Source organism: Streptomyces sp. 2A115 (assembly GCF_052245575.1).
Taxonomy (GTDB): Bacteria; Actinomycetota; Actinomycetes; order Streptomycetales; family Streptomycetaceae; genus Streptomyces.
Genome location: NZ_JBQQCG010000154.1, coordinates 1 through 11452, shown reverse-complemented (window position 1 = coordinate 11452; position 11452 = coordinate 1). Strand labels below are relative to the sequence as shown.

The following is an 11452-nucleotide window of genomic DNA, read 5'->3' as shown; positions in this document are numbered from 1 at the left end:
CGCGAGTGCAAGTGACGGACGAGGAATGGGAGTTCATCGAGCCGTACCTGCCGATCGGCGAGTACGGCCCGTATCCCGAGCGACTGCGGCAGCAGTTCGAGGGGGTGATCTGGCGGTTCAAGACCGGTGGACAGTGGCGGGAGATGCCACAGGAGTTCGGCGCCTGGTCAACCGTCCACAACCGCTTCAGGCAGTGGCGCGACGGCGGCATCTTCGAGGCCCTGCTGGAGGGCCTGATCGCGGAAGCCGCGAAGCGGGGTGCGGTGGATCTGTCCCTGGTCAGCGTCGACTCCACGACCGCGCGCGCTCACCACGACGCGGCCGGGATGCACCTGGCCCAGGATGTCCTCACCGCCCTGGAGAAGGCTTGCCGCCGAGGCGGAAAAGGCCAAGCCAAAAGGGGCAGCCTCGAAGAACAAGACGGACAGGACACCGACACCGATCCTGAGCGCGAAGAGCGGCGACGCATCCGGCGTTGACGAAAACTCCGGCTGAAGGCCGCTCGAAGTGAGCGAGTCGCAACGAACTGGCGCAGACCGAGCACCAACTGCTGCGGCAGGCCGCCAAAGCCATGACGCTCCGCGAGCTGTACAGCGGGCCGGCGGGCAGCGCGGAGCGCCCCAGGGTCGTTCGTGACCCAACGGATGTTGGTGAAGTCGCCGTCATCCCACCCGGTGCTGCAGCAGGAGCGGTAGGCGCGCCCGGCATCTTCTGGGATTGCACTACTGCGAGGACGGTTTCACAGTCATGGGCATGTGGGCGTAGTGAGAAAGAGAGTGCTCTCGGCGGTCGCGGTACTGGCGTCCGCGGCGGTTGGGTGTGGTGGGGCAGACGACTCGAAGGACTCGGCCGCCGAGCCGAAGCCGAGCGCGTCGTCGTCGGGCAGTGCGAAGTCCGTGGAGTGCTTCAGCGACGTCATCAAGGCATTGAACATGACCCTGGAGACGGCGCAGGGGAAGCCGGCCGCTTCGGATGAGTCTGTGGAGTTCGGGGACTTCACGCTGAAGACTGCGGGTACGCCGACGCCACGCCGACGGGGGACATCTACCTTTGATCTTGGCCAGTGCTCCGCCCTTTAGGACTCTGCTGAGAAATCCGCGAATCGGCTTGTCAGGCCGCGAGCATGAGGGCTTCGAGGCGGGAGGTGCGGGTGCCGCCGAGCGGGGTGACGGTCAGCCATCGGTCGAGGCGGATGATGTTGATCGCGGTGGCGGCGAAGACGTGCCCAAGGCGGGTTGCGGGCAGATTGCGGTAACGGGTGCGGCGGATCCCGGTGACACGCACGGCTTGGGAGATCGTGCCCTCGACGCCGGCCCGGACCTTGTAGCGTTCCTTCCACTCGTCCGTGTCCTGGACCCGGCGGGCCTCTTCGAGGGCCTCATATCGCTCGCGGGGCAGGAAGGTCAGGCCTGTGCCCCGGCGGCCGGATGGGGGCTTGGTGCACTGTGTCTGCTTCGGGCAGGGGCGGCAGTGCCCGGCGGGGAAGAACACCTTGATCACTGGGGTGCCGTTGCGGTGGTGTTTCTGCTCCCACCACTCGAAACTGCGGTGCCCGCCTGGGCAGTTGTCGGCAGCTCCTTCAGGATCCGCTGCGCGGCCTTGGTGATGAGACTGTCCGCCGTCCACCCGCAATCCGCCAGCGGCACCCATTCCGTGGGGCGGGCGAGGCTTTCGGTGCCGATCCAGACCTGGCGGTCCGTCCCCTCGTTCTGCAGGCGCACCCGGTACATGTACCGGCAGCGTGAGAGCGTTCCGGGCGCAGACGGGAGGTCGGCCCCGAGGATTGGGGTGCCACCGTCCCAGGCCGGGCGGACTTTCCCGTCGAGGTAAACCCTAAAATGCCGTCCGTCGTCCAGGTTGACGTCCAGGGCAGAGCCGATCGGGTCCGGATCGGAGAACCGGGCCGCTCGTCCGTGATCCGCCAAGGATGTCTGCACGCACCCTTCACGTTCCCTGTCAAGTCCGTTTGTTCAGTTGGGTGGACTGACTAGGAGTTGGCTGGACACTGCTGTTTGTCAGCAGGGCGCCGCCCTCGTCGGCGAGGGTGCCCAGGCCGGCCGGGCGCAAGACGTACCGCACGTATGCCGAAAGGCGTCCACGGCACCGGCCCAGTCGGCGGGCAGGGTCACATCGTGCGGCCGGGTACCACGGCGCGATACAGGTGGTGCTCCTGGACGATCTACAGTGAGTCAGTGACGCCGAGCTTCTCGAACGGCCCGCGCAGCGTGTACGGCTGGCCTGCAGGCCGCCTCTGGACAGCTGGTGCAGCGCCGTCTCGAACTCGAAGCGGCCTCGTCGAAGGGTGGTGGCGCAGTCGCCGGGGACGTTGTGGCGCTCCGCCGGGAGGGGTTGCGCAGTCCGTCGAAGTCCGTCGTCGTGGTTACTGTTCGGCGGCCTCTCGGGCGATCTGCTCGGACTGGGCGCCCACGGCCTCGCCGAGCGCCTGGGCGGCGGAGAGCGGGCGCACCATCACCGTGATCTCGTCGATTTTCCCGTTGTCGTCGAAGTGCACGAAGTCGCATCCCTGGAGCTGCTTGCCGGCGACGGTGGCGGTGAAGACGAAGGCGTGATCGCGGCCGTCGGGGTTGGCGATCTCACGGATGTAGGTGAGGTCCTCGAAGACCCGGAGCGCGCCGCGCAGGATCGTCGCGGTGATGGCCTTGCCCGGGTACGGCTTGAAGGTGACGGGGCTGGTGAAGACGACGTCGTCGGCCAGCAGAGCGGCCACGGCGTCCGCGTCGCCGCTCTCGACGGCCTTGGGGAAGGGATGCATGAGCCCACCTCTGATACTCAAGAATGTTAATAGGTGTGGTTGAGATTAGAGGGCCCGTTAGCGCTTGTCTACAGGGAAGGGGTGACTGTTTAGTCGCGTCGTTGATTAATCTGCTAGCGTGCATCCATGGCTTTGCGGAACGCGGTGATGGCCGCGCTGTTGCAGGGCGAGGCGTCCGGGTACGACCTCGCGAAGGCGTTCGACGCGACGGTTGCCGACTTCTGGATGTCGACGCCTCAGCAGCTCTACCGGGAGCTGGATCGCATGGAGGCCGAAGGGCTCGTCACGGCCCGCGTCGTCGAGCAGAAGCGCCGCCCCAACAAGCGACTGTTCTCCTTGACGGAGGCCGGACGGGCGGCCGTCCATGCCTACACCGCCGAGCCCCTGGGTAAACCGGCGGTGATCCGGGACGAGTTGCTGGTCAAGGTGCAGTGTCTGGACGCGGGCGACATGGAAGCGGTCCGGACCGCCATCGCCGAGCGCACGGAGTGGGCCACCGCCAAGCTGGCCCGCTACGAGCGGCTCCGGCAGCGTCTGCTCGACGGGCGATCCGAGGAGGCGTACTTCGCCGAGGCCGAGCGCATCGGCCCGTATCTCACCCTGCTGCGCGGGATGGCGTTCGAGCGGGAGAACCTCCAGTGGGGGGACATGGCGCTGCGCAGGCTCGAACAGCGCACGGCCGCGCTCCGGGCCGACGGCTGACCGCGGCGGTCCGACCCAGCACTGTTGGTCAACAAGGTGATTACCCGGGGCCGGTATGAGCAGCCCGGTCTCTCAGGGGTCGTCGGTCTGTGTCCGAGCCAGGACCGGCTGCGGTTCCTTGTCAGCGGGATTGCGGTGCAGTCCCTTGCGGTCGGAGAACCGGGTCACGTCGGAGCCGGAGAGGCACGCGACCGCGAGTCCCAAGCCCAGGATCACCCAGCCTCGGGGCAGTCCGGCGTCGCCCTGGGCGTCGTTGTGGGGGGATGGAGCGGACGACGCCGGTGATCTGACGCGGGGGCTGGAACTCGCCGAGGGTGCGGTGGAAGCCGGGGAGTGCCTGGCGGGGGCCGTGGCGCCGGACGTCGGTGCCGCCATGGCGATGTAGAAGATCGTGATGAACAGCTGTCCCCGGCATGAGCGTGCGCACCCCCGGTGAAGCGCAGTTCAGCACGAGGAGCCGCCGGCGTCGTCGCAAGCCGGAGCATCACACCGATGGGGAGGTGTCCCCAGCGGGCGCGGCCACCGGAAGCAGCGCCGGCCGCTTGGCCCGGCGGCCGTCGCCGGAGGAGCGGCCACGCAGGCGGCGGCCGACCCAAGGGCCGAGGAAGGTGCCGGCCCAGCGCAGTTCGGCACCCACGGTCCTCCAGGCAGGGATGTCTGTCCCCTCGGCCGGAAGGGGAAGGGTCCACGTGTCGTCGCTGCCCGGCAGACCGAGCGCGTGGGCCACGGCAGCCGCGATGCGCGTGTGTCCCAGCGGGCCGGCGTGCAGCCGGTCAGCACTCCACAACCGCGGATCGGTCGCCGCCGCGTGCGCGGCCGTCTCCGCCACCACCACGCCGTGGCGGTCGGCGGCCTCCCGGATGCGCGCGTTGAGTGCGAGAACACGGTGACCGATCGGGCGGGCCAACGGCGTGATACGCCCGACATCGGGAACCATGAGGGTCGCGACGGTGGCGCCCTGCGCGGTGAGGGCGGCGAACATCGCCTCGACATGGCCGGCCACCTCGTCGAGGTCGCAGCCCGGGCGCAACGCATCGTTGACCCCAGCCACCACGGTGGCAAGGTCGGGCCGCATCGCGAGAGCCGGAGCGAGCTGCTCGGCGCGCACCTGACCGGCCTTACGGCCGCGCACCGCGAGGTTGGCGTAGAGCAGGCCGGGGCTGTGGCGGGCGACCTGCTCGGCGAGCCGGTCCGCCCAGCCCCGAAGACCACGGACGTCGTCGCCGTCCCCGAGTCCCTCGGTGTGACTGTCACCCAGGGCGACATAGCGCAGATACCCACCGCTCGACACGGGGCTGCCCGCCTCTCGTCAACGCTGCTGATGGAAGTGGCACACGGCCACCGCTAAGCAACTATGCACCTAGTCGCATTGTTGAATATCAGGATAGCTGCAGGCTCACCTTCCTGCAAAGTGACGCCGCTCATGCAGGTGCTGAGGCCGTCGAGGGCGGTCCACCGCCGTCCACCGCCTTGGTCCGCCCCGGAGATCGTGTGGCAGTGGGTCGCATCGTCGGCGATGTGGCTGATCAGGGCTCTGGCTTGATGCGCCTGGCGCCACCTGGGCATCGCCCTCGAAGCGGGCCCGCAGCGTCATTCCTTGGACGGACGGAAGGCAACGACGTTGTCTGGGACCTGCGAGCGGGGGGCCGACTGCCTTTGCTGGTGGGTGAGGACCGCAGCGGCGAGGGTGAGACGGGTGACCAGCTCCCGTAGTTCCTTGATCTCCCTTCGCTGGTTCGAGACGGTCTCTTTGAGCTTGACCACGGACTCGCGCAGTCGGCGCTCTGCTTCGGGGACCTGCTGCGCTTCGGTGCGTACCCGCTCGTAGAACTCGTTCTTCAGATCCGCGTGCCGCTTCATCAGCGCCATGCGGTGGACGTCGGCCTCAACGGCGAGGGCCGCGATGGTGAGACTCCCGTTGGAGGCGGTGGCCTGCCCGGCCAGGAGGCGGTCCATCGCCTTGCGGATGCGCGTGCGCTCGTTACCGCGCGGCGTGAGGGGTCGCGTAGGGACTCTTCCCGCGGACCTCCGCCAGCCGCAGCTCCCGTTTGATCACCCGTTCCGCCGGGGCGAGCAGCACCTGGTCGCAACGCAGATTCGCGCTCCTGAACACGCTGTTCCACCGGTCCGGGAGCATCGGCAGCCCTTGCTCGGTCAGCCACAACCAGGCCGGCTCGGGCCCTTCTGGGCCATCCAGGAAGAGCCACTGACGCTCCCGCCAGCCCAGCAGACCAAGCTCGCGACCCTCAGCGACGCCGTCCCGGTCTACCCACTCGACCTTCGGCTTCGGGCCACGGGTCACTTTCGTGAGCAGCCGAATCCCAGGCAGCCGCTCGTAGCGGCCCGCGGCCTGAGCGGGCTGTACTGCCCAGGCCCGCTCGGACGCCACATACGCTTCGACCTGACCGACCGCATCGACCGAGGCGTAGAAGACTCGCCCGCACTTCGACCTGGTGACGGCGCCCGCGACACGGCCGTGGCAGTATCGGCCGGCGCGAAGCCGCTGGGTCGGAACCTCGAACGTCAGCAGCGACCCGCCCTCCTGCCGGCGAAGTCCGGAACTGAGGAGCAGCTGCACGAAACTGGTGTTCCGCAGTTCCGTCCGCGCATCCCAACCCGGTGCAGCGCCCCCGCCAGCCGCGTGGCCGCGCAGTCCGATGTCCGATCACAGGGCCCAGGTCCGCGGCGTCAGCCACGACACCCGTGCGCTGACCGAGTCCGGGGCCCGGTCCTCCCGGCGGGAGAGGTCGACGGGCAGCGGAGAGACCTTCGCCCAGCGGAACAGCTTGGTGAACGCGGCGCCCTCCCGGTTCCACTTCGTACCGCCGATTCGCTCCGGATTTGCCGGCGCCGAGCAACGGCAGTCTCGGTAATCGGCCAGGTCCCGTTCACTCGCCTGGCGCCACGGCACGCCGCGGGAGGACAGAAATTCCAGCAACAGACGGATGTCGGTGGCGTAGTTGCGCTTTGATTCCGGCTCCAGATTTCGGAACTCCTTGGAGCGAACGAAGTCCAACAGGTCCGCATCGATCATGCCGTCCGGTCCCACGAAGACCGGATCCCCTGGACGAAGCCCGATTCGGGCGACCGCCTCCAGCAGGTCCCCGACGCCGAGAACCCCCTCCGCGGGCATCGTCCCCCACCGCCCCGAGTCCGGGACCCTGACCACGTACCACGCCCTCAACAGGCACCTCCCCTGATGCTTGAACTCGCTCAATCATCAGGGAATTCACGTACAGGTGGTCGGCGCTCGACTCGCCGACACCGCGGCGTCGGCACACCGCCTCGTCTCCGTGCTGCCCGGCGGGAGTCTCGGTTGTGAGGGGTACCTGCAGGGACGCCCAGGTGGCATCCCTGCAGGCCACGCCCTTTGCACCACTGGGAACTGCCGGACGCTCAGTGTGAGAGCAGCGCGCCGAGGTCGATCTTCCCGCTCTGCACTTGCGCGTCATGGGGCTCGTTGAGTCCGCCGTCGGTGATGTACAGCCGCTTCCCGCGCACCGCGGTGGCGGTGGGCGAGGCGAGGCCGTCCGAGGCGGTCAGTGCGGTCCTGGTGGTGCCGTTCGGGTAGACGACCGCGATCTTGTTCTGTGTGTTCAGCGCGGCGAACACGACGTTGGAGTGGTCGCTGAGGAAGTTGAAGTCATCGATGCCAGTGAGGCCGCTGGTGACGGTGTGAACCCGGCCCGGAGCTCCGGTGGCGGTGACGGGGATCCGCAGCAGGGTGCCCTTGCTGAGGTTGGAGACCCACACGGCGCCGTTGTGGAAGCGGAGCCCGTTCGCACCGTACGGCACGGGCGCGGACACCTTGATCGCGAGGGCGGGGTCGACCAGCCAGGCGGTCGCGGGACCGCCGGAGACCGGGACGGCCCAGACGGTGCCCATCTGGCTGTCGGCGACGTACAAGGTGCGCCCGGCCGGATCGATGGCCAGACCGTTGGGGACTCCGCCCGCGGGCAATGCCGCGATGCGGTGGGGGGTGCCGCCGGGCGGCAGCTTCCACACCCCGTTCCGGGAGGCGTCGGAGGACCACACGTTGTAGTAGACGGTGCCGTCGTGGCCGCGAGTGTTGCCGGTGATTCCGTCGCCCTTCTGCCCGGTGACCAGCACCGTGCGGTGCCCGGACGGTGCGATCCGCACCAGTGTCGGCCGTTCGCCCGCGGGCGTGCCCACCATCGAGACGGTCAGTGAATTGTCCGGGGCGACGGTGATGTTCTCGGGCACGTCGCCGGTGGCGAAGTCGAAGGCGGCCACGGTCTTCACGTGGGTGACGGCGGGCCGCGCGTCCGCGTGTCCGGTCGCGGCGGACGCGTACGGTGCCGAGAGGATGACGGCTGCCGTCGCGGAGATCGCCGCGAGCTTGAACGGCTTCTTCATGGATGTGTTTTTCGTGGTCATTGCGCTCTTTCGTTCTTTCCGTCGGCGCCGCACGGGTACCGGGGCTGCTGGTGGTGGAAGTAGCGGCCGGTGACCAGCGCCGCCGCGTCGTCGTCGGCCGCCAGCCATGCCTGGGTCACCGGAGCCAGCCGCAGGTCGTCGGTGGCGCTGTTCCCGCCCATCTTTGTCGGCACCCAGCCCGGGTCGACGGCGTTGGAGAGCACCTCGGGCCACTTCCTCGCGACGGCGAGAATGAGAGCGGTGACGTGGAACTTCGACCAGACGCTTGGCGGCGCCGAAGCCGAGTCCGGTCGTGCCGCCGGTGACCAGGGCGATCCGCCCCCTGAGTGCCTGCGAGTCCATGTGAACTTCTCCTGATGGGCAGGGCCTTCCTGACGAAGCGCCTTGAACGACGCTTCGTCAGGAACGGGCCGCTGGAGGCTGGTGACTTACCGGTTGATGGTCTTCTGCTGCGCTGCGGTGTACCGCTCGCCCTTGATCTGCACCTGGGCAACGGCCTCTTCGATGCGCCTGAGGTCCTCGGAGGTCAGTTCCACGTTGTCGGCACCGATGTTCTCTTCGAGGCGGTGCAGCTTCGTCGTGCCCGGGATCGGTGCGATCCACGGCTTCTGCGCCAGCAGCCACGCGATGGCGGTCTGAGCCCGGGTCGCCTGCTCGGCGTCCGCGATCTCACCCAGCAGCGCGATCAGGGCGAGGTTGGCCTCACGCGCCTCTTCCTCGAAGCGCGGCAGCACGTTACGGATGTCGTTGGCCTCGAACTTCGTGTCCTGACTGATCACGCCGGTCAAAAAGCCCTTGCCGAGCGGGCTGAACGGCACGAAGCCGATGCCCAGTTCTTCCAGAGTCGGCAGGATGGTCTCCTCGGGCTCACGCCACCACAGCGAGTACTCGCTCTGCAGGGCCGTGACCGGCTGGACCGAGTGGGCCCTGCGGATGACGTCCTCACCCGCTTCGGACAGGCCGAAGTGCTTGACCTTGCCTTCCTGGATGAGATCCCGGACCGTGCCGGCGACCTCTTCGATCGGCACGTCGGGGTCCACCCGGTGCTGGTAGAAGAGGTCGATGCGGTCGGTCTGTAGACGCTGCAGGGACTGCTCGGCGACGATCCTGATCCGCTCCGGCCGGCTGTCCAGTCCCGCCGTGGGGTTGCCGTCCTTGAACCCGAACTTCGTGGCGATGGAGACCTGGTCGCGCACCGGCGCCAGGGCCTCGCCCACCAGCCTTTCGTTCGCCTCTCCGTACCCCTCCGCGGTGTCGAAGAGCGTCACACCGCGCTCGGCGGCCGCCCGGATCAGCTTGATGGCCTCACCCGTGTCTGCGGCCTGGCCGTAGCCGAAGGTCATTCCCATGCAGCCGAGCCCGATCGACGACACTTCGAGCCCGCTGTTTCCCAGTACACGCTTCTTCATTTCGTTCTCCTTTCGAGTGGCCACCAGCGACGACAACGCCCTGGCCGGTGTGGGTCCTGATGGTCGTGAGGTGTGCCAGACGTGTGGTCAGTCCGCTGCGTCGCACGGGGTGTTGCTCCCGACGGGTCGGCGCGTGGTCAGCTCACGCCGGCGCCCTCGACGATGTTCTTCAGCTGGGTGATCGCGGACATCGCATTGGGCCAGCCGGCGTAGAACGCGATGTGGGTGATGGCCTCGACCAGCTCGTCCTTCGTCACCCCGTTCTCCAGCGCCTTCGGCAGGTGGAAGGCAAGCTGGTCGGCGCGGTAGAGGGCGACCAGGGTGGCAACGGTGATCAGGCTGCGGTCCCGCTGGGACAGGCCCTCGCTCGCCCACACCTCGCCGAACAGGACGTCGTCGGTGAGCCGGACCAGTTCGGGCGCGAAGTCGCCGAGCAGCTTCTGTGCGGCGGTCTGTTCTTCAGCCATGGCGTTTCATACTTTCTATGTGTTTGATCCTTTACGAAAAGAAATCAACCCATTTGATGGGTTTGTTGCAGGAACACCCCGTGGTGTCCCGGAGTCAGGCCGCCACGCGGTGGGCCTGAGCCTTGTGCGAGGTCTCGTCGTCCGCCGCAGGCAGGGACACCTGAGGCGCGGCGGTCCGGGTGGCGCGCATCGCGGCGAGGACGAGCAGGGGAATCAGGCCCAGGCCGGCCATGACCGCACCCACCACCTCCGGTCCGGTCACGCCCAGGGAGGTGTCCAAGGTCGTGCCCGCCAGCCAGGAGACGAGGGCGATCCCCATGTTGAAGGCCGACACCGTCAAGGCAGCGGCGAGGGCGGGCGAGGAGTGTCCGAAGCGCACGGCCAGCGGGGTGGCGATCGATGTGATGCCCAAGCCCGTCACACCCAGGAGCACCACCAGGACGACGGTCGCTGCGGGGCTGGTGGACAGCGGGATCAGCAGGAGCAGCACCAGCACCGAGGCGACGGAGGTGGTGATGAACGTGGCCAGCGGCTTGCGGTCGCCGAGGCGCCCGGTGATGTTCGTGCCCAGCAGAGCACCGACGCCGAAGCCGACCAGGACGAGCGGTACGGCTCCTTCGGAGATCCCGGTCCGCTCGGTGAGCAACGGAGAGATGTAGCTGTACGCGGCCATGAAGACACCCGTAACGAGCGCAGTGGCGGCAAGGACCAGCCACATACGGCCATGGCGCAGGACGGCGAGCTGGGAGCGGACGGAGGGGGTCACCTCGGCGCGTTCCGCGGCGGGGATGAACCGGCCGATGACCAGGGCAGCCACGCCCGCGAGGGCAGCCAGCGCCCAGAACGTGCCGCGCCAGCCGATCGCCTGACCGACCCAGGAGCCCAGCGGCACACCGGCCACGATGGCCAGGCTCATGCCGCTCATCATCACGCCCATGGCGCGGGAGGCGGCGGCCGGTCCCGCGGCGGAGGTGGCCACGACCGAGCCGACGGAGATGAAGGTACCGGTGGCCAGCGCGATGATCACACGGGCCGCGAGCACGATGGGGAAGGAGGAGCTGAGTGCGGCGATCACGTGGCCGACGGCGAACACGGCAAGCGCCAGGACCAGGGTGAAACGCCTGGGCAGGCGCAGCGTGGCGATCGAGATCGTGGGCGCGCCCACGATCATGCCGACCGCGAACGCCGTGATCAGCAGGCCGGCCGTGGAGACGCTGACGCCGAGGTCGGCGGACACCTCGGGCAGGAGGGCCGCGATGATGAACTCGCTGGTGACCATCACGAAGGTGCCGAGGGCCAGCAGCGGAACGACGAACGGCAGCCTGGCGGGTTTTTCTCGGTGAGAAGACATGCGGAGGTAGAGCCTTTGCTGAATGTGGGGGTGAAACAGGGGGCCGCGTCGCGGGAGCGGCCGGGCGCCGGCGCCGGTTCAGCCGAAGGAGTCGGCCTTGATGCTGTCCGGGCCGGGGCCGCCGCGCAGGCCGGTGTCGAGGGCGTCGACGGCGGCCGTCTCGTCGGCGGTGAGCGCGAAGTCGAAGATGCCGATGTTCTCCGCGATGCGGTGCGGCGTGACGGACTTAGCCTCGATCCACCGATGTGGTCTGAGGGTGATCTTCTGGCTGAGGTCCGGGGGACGGCCGTTGGATTGGGCAGCCTGTAGCGGCTGGTCTGCCCAGCGTTTCCACGTGTTGGGTTCCGGTTGG

The 11452-nt window shown here is 68.3% G+C and carries 14 protein-coding genes and 2 pseudogenes; 2 read left to right on the top strand and 14 right to left on the bottom strand.

Annotated features, from left to right (window positions below; genetic code table 11):
• A pseudogene (locus tag ACTWQR_RS54350) lies at nt 1-473 on the top strand (transposase); the annotation flags it as partial.
• A gap of 272 nt (nt 474-745) precedes the next feature.
• Here the strand turns inward: ACTWQR_RS54350 and ACTWQR_RS54345 are convergent.
• The 3 genes from ACTWQR_RS54345 to ACTWQR_RS54335 all read right to left on the bottom strand — a co-directional run bounded on the left by ACTWQR_RS54345 (nt 746) and on the right by ACTWQR_RS54335 (nt 2773).
• Complete coding sequence (locus ACTWQR_RS54345; RefSeq protein WP_443234775.1) at nt 746-919, bottom strand: hypothetical protein; 174 nt, start codon at nt 917-919, stop codon at nt 746-748.
• A 191-nt stretch (nt 920-1110) separates the two neighbouring features.
• On the bottom strand, nt 1111-1650 hold the full coding sequence (locus tag ACTWQR_RS54340) for a transposase (protein ID WP_443234774.1): 540 nt from the start codon (nt 1648-1650) through the stop codon (nt 1111-1113).
• Nucleotides 1651-2380: 730 nt separating this feature from the next.
• On the bottom strand, nt 2381-2773 hold the full coding sequence (locus ACTWQR_RS54335) for a nuclear transport factor 2 family protein (RefSeq protein WP_443234773.1): 393 nt from the start codon (nt 2771-2773) through the stop codon (nt 2381-2383).
• Nucleotides 2774-2899: 126 nt separating this feature from the next.
• Between ACTWQR_RS54335 and ACTWQR_RS54330 the strand changes: the two genes are divergently transcribed.
• Nucleotides 2900-3475, top strand: coding sequence for a PadR family transcriptional regulator (locus ACTWQR_RS54330; protein ID WP_443234772.1), 576 nt, complete (start codon nt 2900-2902; stop codon nt 3473-3475).
• 72 nt (nt 3476-3547) lie between these two features.
• Here ACTWQR_RS54330 and ACTWQR_RS54325 read toward each other — a convergent pair whose 3' ends face one another.
• The 11 genes and pseudogenes from ACTWQR_RS54325 to ACTWQR_RS54275 all read right to left on the bottom strand — a co-directional run.
• Nucleotides 3548-3850, bottom strand: coding sequence for a hypothetical protein (locus tag ACTWQR_RS54325; protein WP_443234771.1), 303 nt, complete (start codon nt 3848-3850; stop codon nt 3548-3550).
• Nucleotides 3851-3959: 109 nt separating this feature from the next.
• Nucleotides 3960-4766 (bottom strand): SGNH/GDSL hydrolase family protein, encoded by an 807-nt coding sequence (locus tag ACTWQR_RS54320; RefSeq protein WP_443234770.1) that lies wholly within the window; start codon nt 4764-4766, stop codon nt 3960-3962.
• Nucleotides 4767-5065: 299 nt separating this feature from the next.
• Nucleotides 5066-5431 carry a hypothetical protein gene (locus tag ACTWQR_RS54315; RefSeq protein WP_443234769.1) on the bottom strand — a complete coding sequence of 122 codons (366 nt, stop codon included), beginning with the start codon at nt 5429-5431 and terminating at the stop codon, nt 5066-5068.
• A gap of 25 nt (nt 5432-5456) precedes the next feature.
• The gene (locus tag ACTWQR_RS54310) at nt 5457-6053 is read right to left on the bottom strand and encodes a hypothetical protein (RefSeq protein ID WP_443234768.1); all 597 of its coding nucleotides are present in this window, start codon (nt 6051-6053) and stop codon (nt 5457-5459) included.
• A gap of 87 nt (nt 6054-6140) precedes the next feature.
• Nucleotides 6141-6608 (bottom strand): site-specific integrase, encoded by a 468-nt coding sequence (locus tag ACTWQR_RS54305; protein ID WP_443234767.1) that lies wholly within the window; start codon nt 6606-6608, stop codon nt 6141-6143.
• 263 nt (nt 6609-6871) lie between these two features.
• A complete protein-coding gene (locus ACTWQR_RS54300; RefSeq protein ID WP_443234766.1) occupies nt 6872-7873 on the bottom strand; it encodes an SMP-30/gluconolactonase/LRE family protein in 1002 nt (333 codons plus the stop codon).
• Nucleotides 7870-8076: a hypothetical protein gene (locus ACTWQR_RS54295; RefSeq protein WP_443234765.1), complete on the bottom strand. Its 207-nt coding sequence runs from the start codon at nt 8074-8076 to the stop codon at nt 7870-7872. The genes ACTWQR_RS54300 and ACTWQR_RS54295 overlap by 4 nt, the downstream gene beginning before the upstream one ends.
• 225 nt (nt 8077-8301) lie before the next feature.
• Nucleotides 8302-9282, bottom strand: a complete 981-nt coding sequence (locus ACTWQR_RS54290) for an aldo/keto reductase (RefSeq protein ID WP_443234764.1) — start codon at nt 9280-9282, stop codon at nt 8302-8304.
• Nucleotides 9283-9419: 137 nt separating this feature from the next.
• Nucleotides 9420-9749 carry a carboxymuconolactone decarboxylase family protein gene (locus ACTWQR_RS54285; protein WP_443234763.1) on the bottom strand — a complete coding sequence of 110 codons (330 nt, stop codon included), beginning with the start codon at nt 9747-9749 and terminating at the stop codon, nt 9420-9422.
• Nucleotides 9750-9843: 94 nt separating this feature from the next.
• A complete protein-coding gene (locus ACTWQR_RS54280) occupies nt 9844-11100 on the bottom strand; it encodes an MFS transporter (protein ID WP_443234762.1) in 1257 nt (418 codons plus the stop codon).
• Nucleotides 11101-11178: 78 nt separating this feature from the next.
• Nucleotides 11179-11452 (bottom strand): annotated as a pseudogene (locus ACTWQR_RS54275) (hypothetical protein); the annotation flags it as partial.

Bases quoted from the DNA above. Each gene is read 5' to 3' on its own strand.
- ACTWQR_RS54345 (WP_443234775.1), bottom strand. From the start codon at position 919: ATGACGTCGCTGAAGCACTCCACGGACTTCGCACTGCCCGACGACGAC.
- ACTWQR_RS54340 (WP_443234774.1), bottom strand. From the start codon at position 1,650: ATGGGTGCCGCTGGCGGATTGCGGGTGGACGGCGGACAGTCTCATCAC.
- ACTWQR_RS54335 (WP_443234773.1), bottom strand. From the start codon at position 2,773: ATGCATCCCTTCCCCAAGGCCGTCGAGAGCGGCGACGCGGACGCCGTG.
- ACTWQR_RS54330 (WP_443234772.1), top strand. From the start codon at position 2,900: ATGGCTTTGCGGAACGCGGTGATGGCCGCGCTGTTGCAGGGCGAGGCG.
- ACTWQR_RS54325 (WP_443234771.1), bottom strand. From the start codon at position 3,850: ATGGCGGCACCGACGTCCGGCGCCACGGCCCCCGCCAGGCACTCCCCG.
- ACTWQR_RS54315 (WP_443234769.1), bottom strand. From the start codon at position 5,431: ATGGACCGCCTCCTGGCCGGGCAGGCCACCGCCTCCAACGGGAGTCTC.
- ACTWQR_RS54305 (WP_443234767.1), bottom strand. From the start codon at position 6,608: ATGCCCGCGGAGGGGGTTCTCGGCGTCGGGGACCTGCTGGAGGCGGTC.
- ACTWQR_RS54300 (WP_443234766.1), bottom strand. From the start codon at position 7,873: ATGACCACGAAAAACACATCCATGAAGAAGCCGTTCAAGCTCGCGGCG.
- ACTWQR_RS54290 (WP_443234764.1), bottom strand. From the start codon at position 9,282: ATGAAGAAGCGTGTACTGGGAAACAGCGGGCTCGAAGTGTCGTCGATC.
- ACTWQR_RS54285 (WP_443234763.1), bottom strand. From the start codon at position 9,749: ATGGCTGAAGAACAGACCGCCGCACAGAAGCTGCTCGGCGACTTCGCG.
- ACTWQR_RS54280 (WP_443234762.1), bottom strand. From the start codon at position 11,100: ATGTCTTCTCACCGAGAAAAACCCGCCAGGCTGCCGTTCGTCGTTCCG.